Source organism: Shewanella sp. FJAT-52076 (assembly GCF_019457455.1).
Taxonomy (GTDB): Bacteria; Pseudomonadota; Gammaproteobacteria; order Enterobacterales; family Shewanellaceae; genus Shewanella; species Shewanella zhangzhouensis.
In genome coordinates this window covers 816,341-838,385 of record NZ_CP080415.1, presented here as the reverse complement: position 1 = coordinate 838,385, position 22,045 = coordinate 816,341, and the positions used below count along the sequence as shown (strand labels likewise).

Sequence of the window (22,045 nt, the reverse complement as noted above, 5' to 3'; positions counted from 1 at the left end):
ATCAGCCTGCCGGGCAATCTGTGATGGCTAGGGGCGTACCCGTGCGTTCGGCCAGGGCAAATTTTTCTGCCTGCAAAGCAGGCGCGAGCCCCTTGGTTATTACCACCAAAGCCCCGGTATCCACCTGGGATTGAAGCCCGGCGCAGTCGATGCGCTCCAGCTGCAAGGTCGCGTTTTTGAGCGACGCTATAGTCGACCAGTCTGTCACTGACACCTGGCTCAGCTGGAACATATTCACCGCCGAAAAGCTTGAAAAACTCTGCAGTTGCACCTGATTCAGCAGCAATGAATGGAGCGACTGTGGCAGTCGGGTACTGGTGTGATTGACGCTGCCATCTTCCAGTGACAGAGTGCCAAGCTGACTGAAGAATTGGAGGTCATCAAGGCTCACGCTCGCCCCCTTGAGCGGGCAGGAAAGGAGTTCAAGCTCATGTGTAAGACTGACTCCAAAGCGCTTTGCGGCGGCCTTGATGCACTCGCCTATCACGGGGTCGGTAAACTGCATTGCCGAGATGGGCATACTAGCCCGTGGCACTGCCCCATCATCCGGTGAGTCGTCATGCTGTGAGTCGTCATGCTGTGAGTCGTGCCGGATTGAGTCCATTTCGGCTGAAGCATCCTCGCCCGACTCGCTTTCGTGCATGCCAGCCAGATCTTCATTCAGGGTCGTATCCGTATCCAGATCAGCATCTGTATCTTCACCGGCCAGTGCCGCCATCAGGGCCATGGCAAGGGCATTGCCATTATCACCGGATAACCCCTGAGACATTGCCGGCACATCATCTGCCAGCACACAGGTGCGGAAGGTTTCCCCCAGCTCCATGACAGATAACACCCGGCCGTGGCTGATGCTCATGTCCATCACCGCCTGATAGGCAGCGCCCTGGTCGGCAATGGCGCCATAGCCCTTTAGACGCTCAATGTATGCGTCTGTCTCTTCCAGGGCCTCATCCACCCGCGCCAGAGGGGCCGGGTCTTTGCAATGGCTCTTGGCCGGCATATCGCCGATAAGTTTTGCCAGGGCGTCACGGTACTGGCCAGCGAGGACACGCTGATCTTTTGCATCGGCTAAAAATCGCGCGGGCCAGCCTTCACCCAGCAGCGCCCGGGCATCCCCATTGTGCCTTTCCAGACCATTTTGGAATGCCTCATCGTCCCGGCCATGGCGTTTGGTACGTCCCTTATACAGGAGCGGCTTGGTTTGGGCTTCAAATTCGGCGATAAGGCTGTCTCTGTCCGCAGCCAGTGCCGGACGCGCAGCCAGTGCAGACAGGGCAATAACGCCCATCAGGGCGTAAGAAACGACCGGGAGCGAAGGCGTCTGCCGGGTGGGATGTGTTTGGAATATATGGGCGTGAAAAAAAGCGCGCTTGAGCATAATCTCGTCCCTGTTATTTGCTGATGTGCGTCCATGAGCCTTACAGGATACGTTGCAAATTGAAGGATTTAAAGGCTTTTAGCCCCTGAGTTTGCGCCCAATGACTGTGGCAATTTGTGCGAAGGCACCCGCAAGAACACGGTAAAACGCCCGATTAAACACCTCGATGAAAACCGAAAGCGTCCATCTGCCGGTCCTTGGATAGAAAACCGGGATAAAAAACAGGGCGCCCAAAGATGGGCGCCCGCAACAGCATCTGAACCGCCTTTATCAAAGACCGTTCAGGTGAGCCCTGAGCGTGGGCGAAAAGCTCGCGTCATAGCTTAGCCACAACCAATTCAATGCCCTTGAATCAAAGCTCCGGTTGAGGTCGACCTCGTAGAGACTGCCCTGCTCCAATAGCCAGTATTCACCGTCATCCAGGCCCACAAGCTCCGGCGGTAATCCCTCAACAACCTCGATATGCAGCATTGGGGCGCCATTTAGTGCCGTCTGCAGTGACCATTCATAGGTCATGTCCTGCCCCGCCACCACCTCAGACTTGATAATAAAGCGATTTTCATCAATCAGTTGATAAGCGCCATCATCAAATTCGTAGCGCCACAGCGCCTCGATAATGGCCACCGAGTCTATCTCAGCCGCCGGGGTATCGAAGCCGTGGCTGAGGGCGCCTTCAGAGCGGCAAAGCACATCGCCGGTTTGCTGATATTGCAGGCGATAAATGGTATCCGGCCAGCTGATGCTGCTTAGCTTAAGGGGCGCCGGCAGGGCTGCAATCAGGGTTTGAAATTCAGAGTCGTCGGCGCTGAACTTGTCCACCGTCATCACCACGGGCACATAGGTGCCTTCATACACCCGGGTGAGGCGATTATCCAAGGTGATGGGCTCTGGCACTTCATAACCGTCGGCACCATTGGGGCCTATCCACTGACTGAGCTCTGTGTTCCAGCACTCTGACGCCAGCGCTTCACCGCCAAGTTCCGTCCGGGATACCACCCCGTCGCTGACGGTGACCAACAGACTCGATTCAATACTGCCGGCTCTGAGCTCGGCAAACACCTTGTCTCCCACAGTCATCAAATTGAACAGGTGGCTTTCGCCATCATCTTCAGCTTCATTCTTGGCAAGTAAGGCCCAGTCCTGGTCCCACATCAGGCGCTCATCGATGGGCGAGGTGATATAGCCAAGATTCTTCAGCACATCGCTGACGCGATAGCGTAAATTCAGCGGGTCGGTGGCGAGCCAATCCGTCATAGACATACCGGCTTCCCCGGCAAGAGACTGCAACAGGGTTTGGCTGACAAAAAGCACTTCTTCGGCGGCGAGTGCCTCGGACAGCTGGCCATCAATCAGCGCCTCAATATGATTTAAAAGCGCCAGCGCATCGGTAAAGGCCTGTGTTCCGGTCTCGGCGGCGCTGACCGCATAGGGGTTCTGTGCATCAACACCGAAAATAGTCGGCAACAGCAGTTTAAGCCGTGCCGATATGGCAATGGCATCGGCGGTATCTGCCCCCTCAAGTCGCCTGACCTCAATATCGGTAAGGGGATTGATGATGCCGCCGTGCTCTTTTCGTGCCAGCAAGCGCTCGGTTACGGGAGGTGGTGACACAGCGGCCGAGCCTGGTGCCCGGGTAGGGGCGCCTGCAAGGGCGGCAGATTTGGGCGTCATCGCCAAAGGAGCTATCACAGCAACCGAAGCGGCCTGCGGCAACTCTGCCACCAACTGATAGTCGGGCGTCGCCTCCAGGCTTTGCCACTCAAGGGTAAAGGCACCTTCGGCATCGCTGATGGCATCGGGCTCATCGCCATCACAGCTGGCATTGAAATTTAAGTCAGCACACACTGAAGCGCCCGCCACAGCGCCGTTAAAGCTTACCGAGCCCACCACCTTTTGGGCATATTCTGGAGTCGTTGGCGGCTCAGTATCCGAATCTGAGCCACCGCAGCCGCCCGCCAATGCACCCACTACCGCCAATGCCAACACATTGCGGGCGTATTTGAATTTCATCATGGAAACATCCTGTATGGCCCACGGCCATCTCCATCAAACATCCATAAAAAAGGGCGGCAATATACCGCCCCCCACTGGCTCACAATCAGAAATACAGCTGTTCTACCTGCTTGCCATCCACCAGCAGCTCACACTTATCGGCGGTGCTGTTTTTGGAAGATTGAATGGCACCGGCAATGGCACCGAATGCCCCACCCTGACGGCCAAGCACTGAACCAAAATAGCAATTTCCTTTGATATTCATATCCTTGTATTTGGCGCTCAGATTCTGGGTTGGGGTGTAGGGTGGGAAAGAACCCTGCATGATGGGATCGCCATTCACCTTCAGCACCAGCAGATTTTTACGCTCATCAAAGCTGCCACCGAAGGTGAGTTCAACACCTTCCACGGCCACTTTTTTGTCCTGCGCAACCCGCGGTGGCGGCTCGGTGGAAGAACAGGCAGCAAGACCCGTTAACGCGACGACCAGAGAGAGATACTTCAATTTCATTTTCAGATACTTCCTTTTTGGGTAAAAATCCAGTTTTGCTATTAATAATCAATGCATTGCAAAAATATAAAGGCTTATTTGAGCAGGTTGTACATGTACCATTTGCCCTCTTTCAAACCGAACTGACAATGGCTGGTTCGGACGGTAGACTTGCCGCTGCGACTGTCTGTGGAGTCAAAGCTGTAGGTGACCCATACCACCTCCTCAAGTCCACGGTCGACGGCTTCGCCCTGTACTGTCTCGTTTTCAGATTGCTGGGCGTTTTCAAACCAACGCACCCCATCAATGCTGAAGTTGTTGATGCCGGTATAGGGCTTCACAAAGGCCCAGTGGTGGATCTTTTCGATGTGCGCCATGTACATGCTGTCGGGCATATCCAGGGGCAAAAAGAGTTCCTTCATCAGCGCCAGATCTTTGTTGGTGACTATGTCGACCGCCTTTTTGCAGTTTTCCCGCAGCACAGGAAATTCCGCATCCTGAGCAACAGCGGCGGACGATGCCAAAGCGGTTATCAGGGTCAGTACCAGGGTTGTTTTTGTTTTCATATGGGTGGTCACTCCTGTGAAAAAGCCGGACATCCTGTGGATGTCCGGCGGTGTTATCAGGGATTTTTCACCGGGCATTCTGTCACAGTTTCAGCGGAAGCTGATGCAGATTCAGGCTGTAATGCCAACACCTTAGGTACACGCTGGGGTGCTGGTGAGGCACCGGTATCGCCACTGGCTGCCACCTGAATACGGTAATTTTTGTGGGTATCCGGGCAAAGGTCCCGACCCGACAACGCATCACCGCTGACGCTGGTCACATCGCCTTCAAACTCTATGTAGTAGGTGGCGATGCCGTCATCGGCGCGGATCCCTGTGAGGGTGACAGTGTGCTCGCCGTCCTCCAGGGACACCGGAATCGGACCCACGGCGCGTTTGGGCTGATTGTTGTCGTACAGCACCTTGCCGTTCACCGACAACTTGAATACGTCGTCGTTGATATTGCCGTTATCACCAAAGGTAATAAGCACCTGGCTGGCACCGGCAAAGGGATACTCGTTACTGAGATCCTCAGCCACACCCACAGTGACATAACCACTGACGATACCATTGGGCACAATCACCACCAGGGTATCGGTTGAGGCCGACTTCACTGCCGCCACCAGGCGTTCGCCACCGCCGCCACTGAAGGTGACTTTGTTCCCCATGGGCTGCTTGCTGAAGCCAATACCCGTAATAACCACTTCTTTACCGGCCGTGCCCCTGGCAGGGGAAATATTGGCGATGGTCAGCTCGGTGCCAATCAGGATTTCATAGGGCACTTCAGACACATCATCCCTGTGGTGTACCTCTACTCTCAGAGGCCCAACGGCTGACTGGATCTGGTCGATGCGATTGAGCTCAAATACCAGCTCGGTGCCCTGTTTATTCACCGTGTTGAACTCGGTATTCAGCTCCTTGTTGCCATTGCCGGTATCGAATACCTTCACTTCGGGTTTCGCATCACCAAACTTGCTCTTCACCACGGCCATACCGCTACCCACAATGGTGAAGCGTTTGATCTCATTGGTCTTCTGAATCGCTCTTGGGGTAATGTCCGATGCCTTCAGGCCCCAGGTCACCACGTAATCGAGCTTGGTGGGCACCACGGCCAAGTCCTTTACCGTGGACGCCATATCTATCATGGCGTCAGCCAGCTGGCTGGCCTCGTAAGCGGCGGTGATTTGCCCCCAACCGGGAATAAATTTCTCGGCCACTTTTTGGATCATCTTGTTGATGAAGTAAGTGGAGTCGATTTCGCAGGCGGTCAGAATCGCCATGGTGATTGGCCCGTAGGAAGCCAGGTTGGCGGGATCTGAAATTACAGCTTTGATTTCCTTGCTGTAAATCTCTTTCCCCAGGCTTTCCGCGAGGTTAAGCCAGTCAACATCCGTCGGGTTGTCTTTGGCCATGATCTTATCGATCTCGGTGCTGATTGCCGGCAGATATTGATAAACCGCCTTGACGATGGCCAGCGCCGTGGCTTCTTTCTTGTACTTGCTGTCGTTCAGATCAACACCGGCGGCGTTGAACAGAATCGAGTAAAAGCGAATCACCACGTTGTCGATGATGGTGCGGATTGCCAGCATCTTGCGGGCATCCTGTGCACGCTTGTCGTAGTCCGCCGCGCCTTGCAGGGTAAAGGGGCTGGGGCCAAAAATGCCATCCACACCCGGGGTGATAATTTGGTACAGACAATCTTTGTACACGCACTTATCGATGAGCGAGTCGGCAGACCAGAGAGAAAAGCCCAGCCAGGTGCCTGTTTGGGGGCCCAGCATGCCAGAATCCCAGGGGGTGGTGATGTGCTCCTGCAGAGGGCTGTTAAGGGCTTGCTCATCCATGTTGATTGAGCCTGTGGCAGGGTCCAGCGGATACACCCGGGCGCTGAGGTAAAGCTGGCTGCGGTTTTGCAGCTCCACACAGCCGTCGGCATTCAGGATTTCATACCATTTGGGATCCACACCGGCGCCGCAGTTATTGAGGATTTCACTGGAATTCTCGGCAAAGGTGGTGGCCTCCAGTGACATATCAAACGCGTCCCAGGTGCCATTGGTTTCCGGGTACGAGACTATGCTGGGCTCAATATGGGACAAATGGGTATTGTCTGCGGCCTGGGGGGCTGCGGGGGCCCTGGCCCGGGCTTTTGCCATCGCGGGATGACGGGCCGAAAGCTCCTCTTTGATGGCCGCCTCATGGCGCTTCAGTAAGGCAACTGTGGCATCGCTGCGATCTTTAAAGGCAAAGAAATCGCTGTCGGCCATCAACTGCGCTGTGGCATCGGCGACATAGACAGCATAGGCGTCGGTGGTTTGCAGCAAGGCCACAAAGGCATCGGTACTCAGGCCCCTGGCATCGGCATAAAAGCTTAAGTGCAGCACCATATTGGCCAGCGCCGTGCTTTCGAAGCTGAAATCAATTTCGGTGTCGTCCACCCGGTAGAACGCGCTGAGGTAAGACTCAAGCTCACCCTGCTCGTTGCGGGTGTAAGTGAACACCACTTCGGGCAGGGTACCGGCCTTGGTTATGTCGTAGCTGCTGCCACTGATATCGTTGGCAAATTCAGGATAGATACCGCCGATGGCCGCCAATGGCCTGGGTGCGCTGGACGATACCTTCACCGCAACCGTCTGCTGGACAATAAAGGTCACCAGGTTACTGGTACCGAAACTGTTGGTGACATAGTAGCTGCCACCGGTTACCCCCTCGGGCACAGTCACGCTCAGGGTGTTGGCATCAATCAGGCTGACAGAGCTTGCCAACTTGTTGAAGAACACCGTGGTATCTTCATCGAAATTGTCACCGCTGAGGGTGATTTGCTGTCCGGCGCGCAGCTCCACCGGATTGCTTTTCAGCAGCAAAGGCAGGGTGGCATCGCCGATTTCTATGGGAAAGGCCTCTGACTTATCTGTACCCGACACCACAGACAGGCGGCCTTTTCCCGCCACCTCGGGGAGCGTGAATCGTAAGCGGGTAATCTGGCCTTCACGCACTGTTTGGGTCGGGAACAGGTTGAAATCCTGACCATTGATATTGGCCACCAGCAGCGGACTCTCGGGCGCTGTGGGATAGCCTTCTACCCACAACTCGAAACTGTCACCGGCGCGGATAAAGTTGAGGATGCTGCTGTCGTCAAACAGGGTGCGAAGCTCTGAGACAAAGAGATCGCCCGGAGCCTGCCAAACCACACTCCTGGCTGGAACGAGACGCTGCAGGTCATTGACGTCAAATATGCCGTCGTTGTCATCGTCCAGATCCAGATGATCGATAAAGCGGTCGCCGTCTGTATTGAGTGGATCGGCCGGGTCGCCCCCTTCCACGGCGTCATCAATGCCGTTGCCATCGGCATCCAGATCCAGAAAGTTCGGCTTCAAATCCCGGTCCAGATCGCTTAAACCTTCAACGGCATCGGCAAAGCCATCACCATCGGCGTCGCTATCACGCCAGTTGGGCTGGCCATCGCCATCGATATCCGTGCCAATAAAAGCCAGGGTGCCGGAAAACTCCAAGCCATCAATGATGCCATCGGCATCCAAATCCTGATTTTCGACATCGGAGCCCAGGGCTAACTCTTTCTCGTCGTCGAAAGCATCAACATCGGCATCCACAAACATGGTGACCTGATAGCTCAAATCGGGCTCACCGGAGAAGGCTTCATCTATCACACTCAGGTGGTAAGTACCGGCTTCATGGAGCTGAAAATTCACCACGTAGACATTGGGGCTCTGGCTCTTGTGCAGCACAATATCGTTCTGCACCAGCCCCTGCTCGTTGGAGACATACACCTGGGGCAGGAATCTGGGTGACTGGGCGTACAAATAGGCGGTGAGCGACCTGGGTTCAGTCAGCGAAAAGCGATAGAGATCGCCCTTATCCAGCTCGGAGGAAATCACCCCCTTAACCACCACACCGCCGTCGAGACTGATGGGCGTAGCCACCCCGGGGTTATCGTTGGGCTCTGCTTCATTGAAGCTGGGGTACTGGCTGCGCTCGGCATCGAATGGGTAATCATCCCTGTCATCCGGGATGCCATCGCCATCTTCATCTTTGTTTTCCCAGGTACCCACCTTGTCCTCATCACCGGGCGTGGTGGGCGGTGTAGTGGGGTTGCCCGAATCCGGTGGCGTGGTAGGCGGATTGGTGGGTGTACCACCCTCCCCAGGCTCGAGTTCGCCGTTACAGCCGCCCAGAGCCAAGGAGCTGGCAATCATCAACGCCAGCGTGAGCTTTTTATGGTTCATCGTTATTCCCTTATCACTTACATCCTGAAGGGGGTTTGCATCCGCATTATCCCCTGTGAAACCATGGCCAAATACACATCCCCGGTGGCGGCGCCCAGGGCATTGCAGGCAAGCTGCTCATTGCCGGGCAGGTACTCTATCGAGGTAATAATCTTTTCAATCATATAGTTGGCAAAAGGCACCACCAATTTGTGGCACCAGCGCACTTCTATCTGCAGTAAATTGGCGTCCTGAATATTGAGCTTACGGCCGTCACCCACATCCTTTTGTGCCGTGCTGCGATACATGAGGTTGTCGTTGGGGATTTCGTATACCGAGTTGTTGTTGACCCGGGCACGATACTTAAAGCGGTCAAACACCGCCTGGGTGGGGCTCAGCACTGTGAGTCTGCTTTGCAGCGCCACGGCGGCTCTGGCTTCGATCATGGCCAGTTGTGCGTCTGCCCATCCGGTCTCACGGACATACAAGGGCACCAGGCCTTCGGCCAGCGCCCGAGTCATCGCGCTGCGGCTGCCATGATCCAGTGCACCGGCACGTACCGCCTTGGCGGTGGCCGAATCCAGCGTGGTTTTAGCCACATACACAAACGCCCACTGCACCGCCAGCATCATCCCAAGCAGCACAAAGGGGATGAGAAGCGGCAACACCAGATTGAATTCGAACATGGCCTGACCGCGCTGAGTTCGCCGCAGGTGCAATTTCATTGCATACCCACCTGGGTGCTGGCGCCGGGTTCCCGTTGCAATTGATTGAGAGCGTCCAACAGGGCGCTTATCTGCCTGCCCACGGGGGAGTCTTTGTCACCGCGGCGCTCGATGGACTCCAGTATTTCGGTGGATTGCTTGATACGTACCAGGCCCATGTTGTACCAGGCCTTTTGATTATCCGGCTCCAGTTCGACACAGCGTTGGTATGCAGCGATGGCCGCATCGTGGCGGCCGGTACGGGTATAGATGTTACCCAGACGAAACCAGGCGGGGGCATAGTTGGGTACCGACTGCAGCACCTGCAGATACTGGCTTTCGGCCTGGTCCAGCTTTGCCATCTTATAGGCAGCTTCGGCCTGGGATTGCAGCGCCATAATCTGGGGATTGCCGCTGTGCTCGGGTTTATTGGCAGTTGAACTGCACGCCATCAACATCAGACTCAGGGCCACAGGGGCCAATATCTTACTCATTTTATCCATTGAAAATTATCTCCCACACGAACTTGCATTGCGGCCACAGCGCCGGGGGCCAGCTCCATTACCTGAAATGCCCCCACGCAGGAGGCGCTGCGCCAGGGGCGCAGTTGCTCGGTTGTTTTCAGCACCCGTAACTCTCTGTCCAGAAAAACCAAATCCAGTGCATAGCCCATCCAACAGGTGTGTATCGAGCCACAGCGATTGATGAGCATGGCTTCGTTTGCTGCCAATTGTGGCCTGCCCAATAGCCCCCTCAGCCTGAGCCAGGGGGTATTGGCCAGCCACACCTGCAACGCCGAACCACTGGATGTATGTGTGAATTGCGCGCGTTTCATGTCACATCTCAAACAGGAATTTGGACAGGATGGGGAACAGCAAAATCAAAAAGGTCACCGGGAAGATAAACATGATGAGGGGGAACATCAGTTTGATGGGCGCCTCCATTGCCTTCTTCTCGGCCCGCTGGAAACGTTCAACCCGGCGTTGATCGGCCTGGATCCGCAGGGTGTAACCCAGACTCGCCCCGGTACGCTCTGCCTGTGCCAACGCACTGACCAGGCTGTTGAGCTCGCTTATCTGTACCCGGTCGGCCATGTTGCGAAAAGCCTGTGCCCGGGAGATACCGGCACGCATATCGCGGATCACCTTTTCAAACTCGATTTTCAGCGGGCCATCGGGACCGCGTTCCACCGCCTGGGCAATGGCCGCAGACATGTTGAGTCCGGCCTCGATGGCCATGGTCAGGTAGTCGAGGTACACAGGCAGCACCTTGACAATTTGTTCCTGGCGCGTACGGCGCAGGTCATTCAGGGTCAGCATGGGCAAAAAGTAACCGGCAATGGCAGCCAGCAGCAGGTAGTTAGCCGACAGTTCGTCCAGCATCCAGCAACCGAGCCACACGATGAAGATGGCAAACAGAGTGCTCAGGATGCGAATGGCAAAGTACTGCTCCGCCGTCATCAGGTACGACAAACCGGACACCTGCAGCTTTTTGGCGATACGCTCCAGATAATCCACGCTGAGCTTTTCGCTGAAGTAAAAGGCCACCACATTCACCAGCGGCCAAATCAGCTTGAGCCCGGGGGTGAGTGGGTCCATAAACTCCCGGCGCTCGTCGGGGACCCGCCGGTAAATGCGGGAGCAGGACACCAGCAAAAAAATCAGCGCCAGGGTATAGAAGGTAACAATCAGATTAACCATGGCCGCTCCTACACATCGATAGTGATGATTTTTTTAATGGTCATGTAACCACCAAAGAGCAACAGGGATGACACGGCTATCACGGCCCAGCCCACAGGCTCGGTCAGGATACGGCCCATGGACACAGGCTCCATATGATACAGGGTGAAGCCAATCGCCACCGGCAGCAGGGTCATGACTATGCCCTGCATCTTGCCCTGTGAGGTGAGCGAGGTGATCTTGCCTTCCATCTCGATTTTTTTACGCAGGGTTTCAGACAACCGCACCAGCACCTCGGCCAGGTTGCCGCCCACATCGCGGGAGATTTGCATGCCCGCCACTACCAGCTGAAACTCGCTCTCGGGGATGCGTTTGTAGACGTTATCCAGCGCCGTGTTGAACTCCACCCCCAGCCGCTGCTCACGCAAAAACAACTGGAACTCCTGCTTGATGGGTGCATCCATTTCTTCGGCCATAAACTCGATGGCGTTGGTCACGTTGGCACCGGCCTGCATCGACGCCGCAATCATGTTGAGCGCATCCGGCAACTGGTGCACAAACTTGCGCCTGCGCCTTTGGTGCAGGTAGCGGTAGAGATAACGGGGCAAGAGTGCCAGCAGGACACTGAGCAAACCCCCCACCACCCAGGAGCCGAAAAACAGGCGGCCGAAGAAAGGGACTGAGACCAGGGTCAGCACGTTAAGCAAAAACAGCTGGCCCGGCTCAATAAACAGGAACATGTCGGCCAGGTTGGTACTGGCCGAGGTGGTAAAGGTTTCCCGGTATCGTTTGGCCAGCGACTCACCCAGATGCTTGGCAGACCACACCAGCACTGTGACTGAGACAAAGGCCAGGACCATGGCGAGTATCAGATCACCCATAGCGCGCATCCCTGTCGAAGATATCCAACTGAACCCGCACGCCCCGTCGGCGCAGAGACTCGTAAAACTCGGGAATGGTACCTGTGGCGGTATAAAACCCCAGCACCTTGCCCTGCTCGCTGAAACCGGTCTGCTGGAACTTAAAGATTTCTGACAGCTGCACAGTGCTGCCTTCCATCCCGGTGACTTCACAGATACTGGTGATGCGCCTCGAACCATCCGAGAAGCGCGATTGCTGCACTATGATATTGACCGCAGAAGCAATTTGTTCGCGAATGGCCTGAATGGGCAGATCCATGCCCGACATCATCACCATCACTTCCAGGCGCGAGATACAGTCCCTTGGCGAGTTGGAGTGAGCCGTAGTAAGAGAACCATCGTGGCCGGTATTCATGGCCTGCAGCATGTCCAGCGCCTCACCGCCGCGGCACTCACCAATCACCACCCGGTCGGGCCGCATCCGCAGACAGTTTTTCACCAGATCGCGAATTTCAATGGCACCCTTGCCTTCCTGATTGGGCGGTCGCGCCTCCAGAGAAACCAGATTGGGCTGATACAACCTGAGCTCCGCCGCATCCTCCACGGTAATGATGCGCTCATCTTCCGGGATAAAATTCGACAGTACGTTGAGCAAGGTGGTTTTACCCGAGCCGGTACCGCCGGAAATCACCACGTTGCACTTCTGCTTCACCGCCATTTCCAAAAAGTCCGCCATGTGCTGGCTCATGGAGCCAAAGCCCACCAGGTCGCTGGCACCCAGACGGCGCTGCATAAATTTACGGATGGTGATGCAGGGGCCCTTGAGCGCCAGCGGCGGGATCACGGCGTTTACCCGCGACCCGTCCTTCAAACGGGCATCCACCATGGGCGAGCCTTCATCGATACGCCGACCTATGGGCGCCACGATACGCTCGATGGCACCCAGCACCGCCTGATCGTCTGAGAAGGAAATATCAGACAGATACAGCTGCCCGGACTTTTCATAGAAGATTTGGTCGTGGCTGTTGACCATGATTTCAGTCACATCTGCGTCGGCAATCAGGGCCTCAAGGGGACCCAGGCCAATAGTCTCATCCAGCACCTCGCGGATAAGATCGGTGGCGGAAATTGTCTCGGGCAAAGCCATCTGGCCAACGATGTGCAATATCAGGGCTTCGCTCTGTTCACGAAGCTCGATATCACTCATTTCATTGACATTAACCCGGCGCAAATCGAACTGCTTTAAGAGTTCCCTGTGCACCTGTCGGCGCCAGTGGTTGCGCAGCTTGATTTGCTCACGCTCAGGCGTTTGCCCGTCGAGGGGCTTACCTTTTCCGGTGGCAGCGGCGCCCGTGGATGCACTGACACTGGCTGACGCACTGACGCTTGAGGGGGCTGCAGGGGCAGGTACCTCTGTGGCATCGGGGCCCGCAGGCGTCGAGTCCGGCGCAGCGGATTCGGTGGCAAATCCGCTGCCGCTGTCTGAGTCCTGTACCCGAATAAAATAATCCCCAATCTGGATTTTATCCGTGTACCTGAGGGGGCCGAACAGCTTCTCCCGCTGCTCATTCACCTTAAGGCCGGTCATGCTGCGGTTATCTTCTATAAAGATGCCGTCATCTTCCCGGCGCAGCGTAGCGTGGTGACGGGCCACCTTGATGCCCCGAAGCACAATCAGGTGCCCCGGGTCCTTGCCGATATGGCACTCACGGTGAATACAGTTGAATTCACCGACCTTGGTTCCCTTGGTCGTACTGACGATGATGTTAAACATGGCAGCTCCTAATCCAGAATGTAAAAAGCTTCCAGTTTCGCCGCATCGTCAACCAGCTCCCGGGCACGGGAGAGGGACTTCTCATGGCTTTCTTCCCCGGGATACACCACGGTGGGGGTCACAAAAATCACCAGCTCGGTTTTTTCCTCACGGAAATTACGGGACTTGAAGAGCTCACCGAGAATGGGGATGTCTCCGAGGAATGGGAACTTATTGACTACCTTGGACATTTCGCTGTTTACCAGCCCGGAAATCACCATGGTTTGCTTGTTTTTAACGTTAATCACAGACTCGGTACGACGGGTCAGAAAACCCGGGGCGCTGCCCTCGAGCTGGATGGATGGGTCGACGGCGCTCACCTCGGCCATCACCCGGCTGACGATATTGTTATCGGCATCCACCACGGGCTCTATGTTCAAACGTATGCCGTATTCCTTGTACTGGATATCCACCGAGCCTACGCCGCTGACGGTGCGGATAGGGATCTCGCCGCCGGCGAGGAAGCTTGCGGCTTCGCCGCTGCGGGTGGTCAGGTTGGGCTCGGCCAGCATGCGGGCATCACCCTTTTCAGCCAGCAACTGAATTTGGGAGCCGATACCTGTCACTATGCCGAAGTAACTCCAGCCACGGGTATCCAACACCCCAATGGCATCGGACACGGCGCCGCCTATGCTGTTGGCATATTGGCCGGGCGACGACACGCTGAAAATCGGGTTGGCGGTAAACGCCTTGGCGGCCCCAAAGGCGGGACCCGACATGACGTTTTCCCATTGCACGCCAATGTTGTTCAGGGTGGACTTGTTGAACTCAACGATTTTGACTTCCATCTTCACCATGGGCTCGATGGACTTACCGTATTTGACGTACTTAATCAGGGGCAGGATGTTGTCCTTGCCATCCAGCACCTTCTCCAGGGTCTCACGCTGGGAGGCATCGGCCTCACCGTGGATCACAATCACACCGTCCGACTCTGTCACTTCGATGGAGGGAAACTCGGCCAGCATCCGCTTCATGGTCCCCACTGTGGTCTGGGCGTTTTCTTTGGTGACCACCACACTCAACTTGCGCACTGTGCCGTCTTTTTGCCAGAGCTGAATATCAGACAAGCCTTCGCTCTCGCCGATAAGAATGACATTTTTCTCGTCCAGCACCTTGGCGCTGAGCACGCCACCGTTACCCACCACAACCCGCTCAACGTTGGCAATCTTATAGAGCTCTACCGCACCCACATATAGCTTAAGCGGTTGATTGTTATGAGCATAAGCGACCGAAAGCAATACTGAGCAGAGTGCCCAGCCTAAAATCATCAGTTGGTTAATTGTTTTCATAATGCGGTGTTAACTTTTCCCTGAGCTAATTCGTCCATCAATTCTTTTGGTAAGGGGTATTCCTGGAAGCTGCTCTTGAGTCCACTTCCCCCCGTGATGTATTCAACCTGGTGGCTGCCTTTGTCGCCTGAGGTACCAAAAATCTGATCGCCAAACATATTGGTTACGGCAACGGGGGCAGACTCGGCTTTGTTACGAAGCAGGGTGACAAACTTGCCGCGGCCTTTGGCAAGGGAAACCCGAATAGCATCCTCGGTGGACAGCGCCAGGGTGACTGTGTTGTAAGAATCGGGGTTGTCGTAGAGCGAGTTCACCAGCTCGGGATGCACATCTATGCTGCGCTTGCCTGTGGCCAATACCTGAGCCTTTTCAATCAAGAGCTCCATTTTGACCCGCTCGCTGTCACCGTTTTCCACTGTGTAGCTGAGGAAGAGATCCACCAGATCTGAGGGAACCAACATGCCCGCTGTCGAGTTTTCTTCATTGATGTCGATGGTGACGGCGCGCTGGCCTTCCTGCAGCAGATCTGAAAACTGCTTGGTTTTGAATCCGGGCAGATAGGCACTGATAAGCGGCCGCCCAGGGGACATTTCGCTCAGCAGCATCTGGCCTGCCACTTCATTGAATTGGGACGGACGAATAGCATCCAGTGGGATGACATCGGCGCGGATAGAGCGAACCGACATATTGGTTTCGTCGACTATGTCGCCTTTACGCAGCTCCTGGGTGGCGACCACCACATCCACCATTTTCACATTGCTGTTTGACAGCTCGGCTCTGATTTCCTGTTCTTTGACAATGAAATAATTCTTTGTTGCCCAGGCGGCCAAGCTGCCGAGCACCAAAGCTATCCCCAGCAAGACCCAGTTAAAGTCTATGCGTTTCGACTGCATTTCGATGATTTCCTTATTTGACTTAAAACGGCAGTGGCGGCTGAGACTTTGCGTGGGCAAAAGCCGTATACCAGGTCTTCAACGCATCCCTGCAAATTTCCATTACGTTGCGTCCGTCCGTGTCCGGATTAATGGGCACCAGGAGCGCGGCAATCAGCGCCCCGCACACCAGGAGATACTCCAGTGACGATTGGCCCCGGGCGAATTTCTGTCTCACAGGCCCTCCGACATTTCATTGGCGACTATGTGAGTGCGTCCCTGCTCAGACTTGATGCTCAGGTCCAGAAAGCTGTTTTCCCGGTTAAGACGCAGCACCGCCTGATTGACTGAGGGCTCCAGTATTCCTACCACCTCGTGCCATCCCCGGCTGGTGTAATAGTTTTTGTAATAGTGATAACTCTCAGACACCCTGCGTTCACTCACCAACACCACGGTACGGCCACGTTTAAAGAGATCCACCGAGCTGATATCCGACAACACTGTGGTACCTGACAAGGAGGGGAATTTCTGGCTGCTTTGGGTTTCAAACTCCGAAAAGCCGAGGTTTTGCGAAATCCCCACATATGCCAGAGTCGAGTCGTATTGGCTGCGAATGCGCGCCGTAAGCAGGAAAGGCGGCTGCCAGCTGTTGATGATGACGTCGCCATCAAGGGTGTTTTTATCGAACTTTTCGCTGCGGTCTTTCCATTGCTGTTCATAAAAGTCAGCCACCACCAAAGCACTGCCGGGATAGTCGAGCACCCAGGTCTTCATCGGCAGTCCCATAAAGTTCATGTTATCCGCGACGATTTGCGCCCTGCCCTTGTCCGGGAACGGCATGTCCGGCCACTCGTCGGCCCGAACCGAGAGGCTCACAACCAGGCTTATCAGTAACAACCAACGCATCATTTTCCTCCGTCACCGCAGTTGGCCGAACCATAGTTACAGAGCCGGTTTGCGGGTAATGCTTCCACGTCCGTGTGGCCAAATCTCAGGCTGTTTGGCTTGATTTCGCGGCCAAAGGGGATAAGCCCCAGGACCTTTTGCAGCAAAGTCACGGGCTTGATGTCTGCGTACTTGGTCAACACCAGCCGCTCGGTTTGGCGTTTTGCATGTGCAGGGCCACCGGCATTCCAGGCGTTGGTCAGCAGTGCGCTCTTGCTTTCAATTTTCAGTTCCAGCGCTTCCATGGGGTCGCCATCGGCTCCTTTCAGGGGAAAGACGCGAAACTTCTCCAGTTTGGTTCCCACATTGGCCACATAGAAACGATTGCGGTCCAGTGCAAAGCCGGTGTAGGACAGCAGGTTTCTTGCGGTGCCCACACTGGTCTCCCACAGGCCCGGTGCTTTACGCCCTGTAACACTGGCCGCCAGGCGGTCTGCCCCCTTGTTATCCTCGGGGGTTTCATTGGCAGATTTGAGCAGCAGTGACTGGGTTTCATCGGGGGACAGGGTGTGTTTGAGCAGCGAATGGCTCTTGTCCTGCCAGCTCCACTCTTCGGTATAGTTGCTGCGCACCGCCTGGCCGTTTTGCTGATAGAAACGCCAGGGCAATTCGGCATTCAGATTGGCCTCTGTTTTACTGGCATAGTGGAACTGGCCACCGGGAAACTCACGGGGCCTGTCCACCCGCCACACTGTGCGCTCCCAGGCGGCGTACTGCGCTGCCTGGGTATTTCGGTGTTTGACCTCGGAAATCTTGTGCAAAAACGGCAGCAACAGCAGCGTGGGGATGATAATAAAGGCCATCGCGATGGCGCTTTCAACGAGAGCCTGTCCCTTTTGGTGCTTCATCAACAACTCCTACAAGGCCGCAGTCAGTACGTAAACCCAGCGACGGTCAGCACCTGAGTTATCAGTCAGATGGGGCTGCCAGAAAGGGTTGTACAGGTTGCCGTATTCGCTGCGACCATCCTTGCGCCGCCAGGCCGTGAGATCCTGGGGCCGCGAGTAGAACACGCTGGCGGATGCCATGGCCGACATACGGTCGCCATACATTTCTTCGTTGGTGGCCGGGTCTGTGTTGTCGTGCCCCACATCGAGTCTGGCGCTGGTACGGATACGGTTTTGTGGCTTGGATACTACGATGGCGATGTTCCTGGTCTCACTGACACTGTCACCGTCTTTGTCCAGCGCGTAAAAGGGTTGCACCCCGTCGTAATTACCGCGGGTTTCTTCGTTGTAGGTGGCCAGGTTGGTGGCGCTGCGGTTTACACTGCGGCTGGAACCCCACACCTTGTTGCCGGAGACATTGCGCAGGCTCTTTCTGTCATCGGAACGGGTACCGCCCCAACCAACCGGGATCTCGCCGCCACGCCATTTGCACCGAAATCGCTTACAGCTCCAGCGTTCGAGGTGAATGCCCAGGGTGTGGGCCGAGGTCCAGGTTTCACCCTCGCGATCGCCGTTTGAAATCAGGTCGCTGCCACCGGCCTTTTTGGTTGCCCAGCGCAGCGGCCAGAATCTCAATGACCAGGGAAATCCGAGTTTGTAATTTGAGCCCTTGGTAAAGCCATCCCTGGAGTTTGACGTGACGGCCAGAAAGTCTTTGTACTGGGTACCGTCTCTGGATTTGTCCCGACTGAATCTTTGCTGGAAATCCATCCAGATATGTCTGACATCTTCCAGTGCCAGGGGGTTTTGCATTAAATCGAGTCGCGCAGCAGGATCGTTGGCCTTGACCACCTCCATGGCGGTATCTATGCCACCGACCAGTCCCGCGTAATTCACCGCAACCTGGGCGGTGCTGATGGCCTTGAGGAGAATGTTTTCCACATTCACCATGGCCTCGAAGAAGGGCTGTGCTCCCTGGTTGATGGTATTGGTGACCCTGGCGACCGCATTGATTGCCTGACCAAGATAAGGCACCCAGCACAGCAGGGTACAGGCGTTATCGGTGAAGGTGTCGGTCATATTAAACCAGGCAGACAAGCCCACCATTTGGGCCACGGCAACCTGATTGGCGACGGCGGCCCTGTTGGTATAGGCCTTGAAATTCATATCTCTGGCAACGATGTTTGCCAGACTGTACACAGTATTGTCTGCGGTATTTTGTAGCCTGGTGCCCTCGTGATTGAGCTGGGATGCATTAAATCCAAACAGCATCGCCATCACGGTAAAGCCAAGCAAAATGAGGGACAGGACCATGGCCTGGCCGCCTTGACGAGATTTCAACATCCTTGCTTCTCCGGCAATCCTTTATCGCCCTGGGTCAGTCCACCACGGGACCCCCACCTCCAGTGCCACCACCGCCTGTGGAGTCTCCTTCGGCAGCCTGATTTGCGCCCTCGTTGTAATTGCCGAGGTTATAATTCCGGTTGGCCACACTGGCCGAGGCATCTGCTGCACCCTGTGCGGCATCTATGTTGCCCTGGGAGTCACGTCCGGAAAGCTCGGTGGAAATACCCGCAGCCTGATTACGCAAGGTTTTGCCAAAAAAGCTGAAGGCGCCGATGGCGGCGATGGCTACCAGAGCCAAAACCAGCACATACTCTACTGTCGACATCCCGGTCTGTGCTTGCTTCATGTTTCCCTCCTTGAAAACCAGAACAAAAGGCAGCAGTCTGCACTGCTGCCTTTGGAAGTACTGCTGGGTAGGATCAGTTGCTGGCGGCAGACTTGTTCGCAGCTTCGTTGTAGTTACCCAGGTTATAGTTCTGGTCAGCTACGTCTTTTCCATCGTCTGCGGCATCTTGGGAGGCTTTAATATTATCAGCGGCATCACGACCGGATAATTCAGTCGCCAAACCTGCTACCTGGTTACGCAGTGTTTTACCGAAGAAGCTGTATACACCAATGGCAGCAATGGCTACCAAAGCCAGTACCAGCACATATTCTGTTGCAGCCATACCCTTTATCTTACGCTTTTTCATGAATCACTCCTTGAAACATAAATAGAACAAATATTCGGCGAAATTATCACACGTATTCGTATGCCCTTCTATTACCCTCAAAGATAAAAATAAAAGCATTTTCACACCCCGAAGGATTAATGCATTAGTATGAGGAAATCAGGTGAACACGACCCTTCAATTTATTCTTACGATAAATATTTTGAAGGTGCATCTTAACGGTATTTGGTGAAATATTAAGCGACTCAGCGATTTGTGTATTACTCATTCCTTTGAATATACAATCCACCACTTTTTGCTCTTTGAGGGTAACGTCCAATGACGGTTTCCTGGTCACAGGAACTCCACCAAACTCTTTCATCTCAAGGATATAAGATGACAAGGTTCGAATGGAGTAAAGCATTTCCCCCTTGGCGACCCTATCGATTGCAGAGAGCTGAGCCACCAGAGGACAGCCAATTGCCAGCACGCCGTGAAAGCCTGCCCGAATATAATCCAGCTCATCATCCTGTTGAATAGAATTAACCAAGGCAATATATGCAATATGCACACTGCGCTGTAAAACCGTGGGCTTTGAGTTAGGTTCAGATTTATCAACAAGATGAATTTCAGACACAGACAGCGAGCCATTAACAGAAATGACTCTTTTAAAACATCCACCATTTGTCTGATATAGATTTCTTAATTCAGGCAAAAGTTCCAAGCCAGCCCCGACCAATTTCAGGCTGACCTCTTTTTTGATATCCATATAGCTCTCAGGGTTTATTCATATTAACAATACTTAAACACGGCAAATAAGGACTTTTCTGTGTGCTTGTTATATGATTGGCGTCCTTGCCCTTATTTACGCTAAAGCAAGAAAGGCCCGCTGAAAAGGATTTTTTATGGGACAAAATACGTTAATATTTGTATCACTGCTCGCCAGCCTGGCCTCACCAGTTAATGCAACCGGACTGTTCGGTCCATTCCCTGATGCAAAGTATCCCGAAGAAAAACGCATCCATTTTACGCCTGTTAACCTCATCACGGCCGCCGATGGCAAAGACTTCACCCTTCAGGTCGTTTCAGGGCGACTGACCCGCAATGCGTTCGAACTTCCGGACTCTTATCCGCTGGCACTGGTGATGAATAACTATCTGGCTCAACTTAAAAAATTAAATGCCGAGGTGTTATTTCACTGTGAGACTGAAAGCTGTGGCGATGGCTGGGCCATGCGGGATCAACTGGCACCGCTGATTACTGTGGATACCAGTTATCCAGGCGCATACGTGGCGGCAAAACTGAAAGGTGCAGACGGGGATGTCTACAGCAGCATCTACGCCTTTCACCGTGAGGGCAGTTACACCAAGGTGCAGCTTGTTACCCTGGAAGGCATCCCCGAGCCTCTGGGCCTTGTTGAAGTAAACAGCGACTTTTTACAGCAGGCCCCGGAAGACCTGGTCATGGAAGACAGACACGGTGACGATGTCCGCAGCTCCGCCGATCATCCGCTTATCGGCCGCATGCCAGGCAGCTATATCACGCGTTACAAGCAAACCAATCTTACCCAGGTTCCCGTCATAGCTGGCATCAACGGAGCCGACATTCAGACCCAATCTCTGGACGCCAGGCTCACCGAAATTCGTTACCAGATGCCCGAGCGTTACTCGCTGTTTGAAATCAACAGCAATTACGCCGCAGCTGCACAAAAGCTTGCCGCAGAGCAGGTGTTTCACTGCAAAGGCACGGCCTGTGGTGATGATGACCGCCTGATAAAAGCCATGGGATTGTTCCAGGATGATGCCGAGGATAAATGGCAGGAATATCAGCTGTATAAATTGAGTCGGCCACAGGGCGATGTGTATTTCGATATTTATAGTCAGGGACGTTACGATGCGACGCCCGGAGATACCACACTCAGGGTCATGGAGCTTTCAGCCCTGAAGGCTGACAGGGTCACCATCAACCTCGACGCCCTCAACGACGCCATCTCACAAACCGGCAGGGCAACCCTGGATGGCTTGCTGTTTGACTTCGACAGCGACCGGATGCTGCCCGAATCACAGCCGGTGCTGGACGTACTGGCGACCTACCTCAAGCAATATCCCGCTAAAGGTTTCTACGTGGTTGGCCATACCGATGACAAGGGAGAGCGCACCTATAACCAGAGGCTGTCGCTGCGGCGCGCCGATGCCGTTATTAAAACCCTCACCGGGCAGTATCACATCCCGGCGTCACAATTAACCGCCCATGGCAACGGGGAGTACAGCCCGGTGGCAAGCAATGAAAACGCCGCAGGACAGGCACTCAACCGCAGAGTGGAATTGGTGCTGCGTTCGGACAAGGACTAACCGGCTTTTTTGCTAAGCATCAA

Annotated in this window: 21 protein-coding genes; 1 reads left to right on the top strand and 20 read right to left on the bottom strand. The window is 54.7% G+C overall.

The window, feature by feature from the left end; genetic code table 11:
• Position 1 precedes the first annotated feature (1 nt).
• From K0H79_RS03635 to K0H79_RS03540, 20 genes are all read right to left on the bottom strand, one after another.
• Positions 2-1,378, bottom strand: coding sequence for a hypothetical protein (locus K0H79_RS03635; protein WP_220077351.1), 1,377 nt, complete (start codon positions 1,376-1,378; stop codon positions 2-4).
• A gap of 270 nt (positions 1,379-1,648) precedes the next feature.
• Entirely contained in the window at positions 1,649-3,391 is a 1,743-nt protein-coding gene (locus K0H79_RS03630; protein ID WP_220077350.1) for a hypothetical protein, read from the bottom strand.
• Positions 3,392-3,476: 85 nt separating this feature from the next.
• A complete protein-coding gene (locus K0H79_RS03625; protein ID WP_220066825.1) occupies positions 3,477-3,881 on the bottom strand; it encodes a hypothetical protein in 405 nt (134 codons plus the stop codon).
• Between the two features lie 74 nt (positions 3,882-3,955).
• On the bottom strand, positions 3,956-4,426 hold the full coding sequence (locus K0H79_RS03620) for a hypothetical protein (RefSeq protein ID WP_220066824.1): 471 nt from the start codon (positions 4,424-4,426) through the stop codon (positions 3,956-3,958).
• Positions 4,427-4,482: 56 nt separating this feature from the next.
• On the bottom strand, positions 4,483-8,646 hold the full coding sequence (locus K0H79_RS03615; protein ID WP_220077349.1) for an IPT/TIG domain-containing protein: 4,164 nt from the start codon (positions 8,644-8,646) through the stop codon (positions 4,483-4,485).
• A 17-nt stretch (positions 8,647-8,663) separates the two neighbouring features.
• The gene (locus tag K0H79_RS03610; RefSeq protein WP_220077348.1) at positions 8,664-9,350 is read right to left on the bottom strand and encodes a TadE/TadG family type IV pilus assembly protein; all 687 of its coding nucleotides are present in this window, start codon (positions 9,348-9,350) and stop codon (positions 8,664-8,666) included.
• Complete coding sequence (locus tag K0H79_RS03605) at positions 9,347-9,832, bottom strand: tetratricopeptide repeat protein (RefSeq protein ID WP_220077347.1); 486 nt, start codon at positions 9,830-9,832, stop codon at positions 9,347-9,349. The genes K0H79_RS03610 and K0H79_RS03605 overlap by 4 nt, the downstream gene beginning before the upstream one ends.
• The gene (locus K0H79_RS03600; protein WP_220077346.1) at positions 9,820-10,164 is read right to left on the bottom strand and encodes a DUF192 domain-containing protein; all 345 of its coding nucleotides are present in this window, start codon (positions 10,162-10,164) and stop codon (positions 9,820-9,822) included. The genes K0H79_RS03605 and K0H79_RS03600 overlap by 13 nt, the downstream gene beginning before the upstream one ends.
• 1 nt (position 10,165) lies before the next feature.
• On the bottom strand, positions 10,166-11,029 hold the full coding sequence (locus K0H79_RS03595; protein WP_220077345.1) for a type II secretion system F family protein: 864 nt from the start codon (positions 11,027-11,029) through the stop codon (positions 10,166-10,168).
• An 8-nt stretch (positions 11,030-11,037) separates the two neighbouring features.
• On the bottom strand, positions 11,038-11,889 hold the full coding sequence (locus K0H79_RS03590; protein ID WP_220077344.1) for a type II secretion system F family protein: 852 nt from the start codon (positions 11,887-11,889) through the stop codon (positions 11,038-11,040).
• Positions 11,882-13,642 carry an ATPase, T2SS/T4P/T4SS family gene (locus K0H79_RS03585; RefSeq protein ID WP_220077343.1) on the bottom strand — a complete coding sequence of 587 codons (1,761 nt, stop codon included), beginning with the start codon at positions 13,640-13,642 and terminating at the stop codon, positions 11,882-11,884. The genes K0H79_RS03590 and K0H79_RS03585 overlap by 8 nt, the downstream gene beginning before the upstream one ends.
• 8 nt (positions 13,643-13,650) lie before the next feature.
• Positions 13,651-14,970, bottom strand: a complete 1,320-nt coding sequence (locus K0H79_RS03580; RefSeq protein WP_220077342.1) for a type II and III secretion system protein family protein — start codon at positions 14,968-14,970, stop codon at positions 13,651-13,653.
• Positions 14,967-15,863, bottom strand: a complete 897-nt coding sequence (gene cpaB / locus K0H79_RS03575) for a Flp pilus assembly protein CpaB (RefSeq protein ID WP_220077341.1) — start codon at positions 15,861-15,863, stop codon at positions 14,967-14,969. Before cpaB ends, K0H79_RS03580 begins: the two co-directional genes overlap by 4 nt.
• 22 nt (positions 15,864-15,885) lie before the next feature.
• The gene (locus K0H79_RS03570) at positions 15,886-16,080 is read right to left on the bottom strand and encodes a class III signal peptide-containing protein (RefSeq protein WP_011758823.1); all 195 of its coding nucleotides are present in this window, start codon (positions 16,078-16,080) and stop codon (positions 15,886-15,888) included.
• The gene (locus K0H79_RS03565) at positions 16,077-16,748 is read right to left on the bottom strand and encodes a hypothetical protein (RefSeq protein WP_220066813.1); all 672 of its coding nucleotides are present in this window, start codon (positions 16,746-16,748) and stop codon (positions 16,077-16,079) included. The genes K0H79_RS03570 and K0H79_RS03565 overlap by 4 nt, the downstream gene beginning before the upstream one ends.
• On the bottom strand, positions 16,748-17,635 hold the full coding sequence (locus K0H79_RS03560) for a hypothetical protein (RefSeq protein WP_220077340.1): 888 nt from the start codon (positions 17,633-17,635) through the stop codon (positions 16,748-16,750). Before K0H79_RS03560 ends, K0H79_RS03565 begins: the two co-directional genes overlap by 1 nt.
• A 9-nt stretch (positions 17,636-17,644) precedes the next feature.
• On the bottom strand, positions 17,645-19,018 hold the full coding sequence (locus tag K0H79_RS03555) for a pilus assembly protein TadG-related protein (RefSeq protein ID WP_220077339.1): 1,374 nt from the start codon (positions 19,016-19,018) through the stop codon (positions 17,645-17,647).
• 34 nt (positions 19,019-19,052) lie between these two features.
• Positions 19,053-19,367, bottom strand: coding sequence for a Flp family type IVb pilin (locus K0H79_RS03550; protein ID WP_220066810.1), 315 nt, complete (start codon positions 19,365-19,367; stop codon positions 19,053-19,055).
• Positions 19,368-19,440: 73 nt separating this feature from the next.
• On the bottom strand, positions 19,441-19,713 hold the full coding sequence (locus K0H79_RS03545) for a Flp family type IVb pilin (protein ID WP_011758818.1): 273 nt from the start codon (positions 19,711-19,713) through the stop codon (positions 19,441-19,443).
• Between the two features lie 124 nt (positions 19,714-19,837).
• Positions 19,838-20,440 carry a LuxR C-terminal-related transcriptional regulator gene (locus K0H79_RS03540; protein WP_220077338.1) on the bottom strand — a complete coding sequence of 201 codons (603 nt, stop codon included), beginning with the start codon at positions 20,438-20,440 and terminating at the stop codon, positions 19,838-19,840.
• Positions 20,441-20,576: 136 nt separating this feature from the next.
• Here K0H79_RS03540 and K0H79_RS03535 point away from each other — a divergent pair, with 136 nt between their 5' ends.
• Positions 20,577-22,022 (top strand): OmpA family protein, encoded by a 1,446-nt coding sequence (locus tag K0H79_RS03535; protein ID WP_220077337.1) that lies wholly within the window; start codon positions 20,577-20,579, stop codon positions 22,020-22,022.
• Positions 22,023-22,045: the final 23 nt, after the last annotated feature.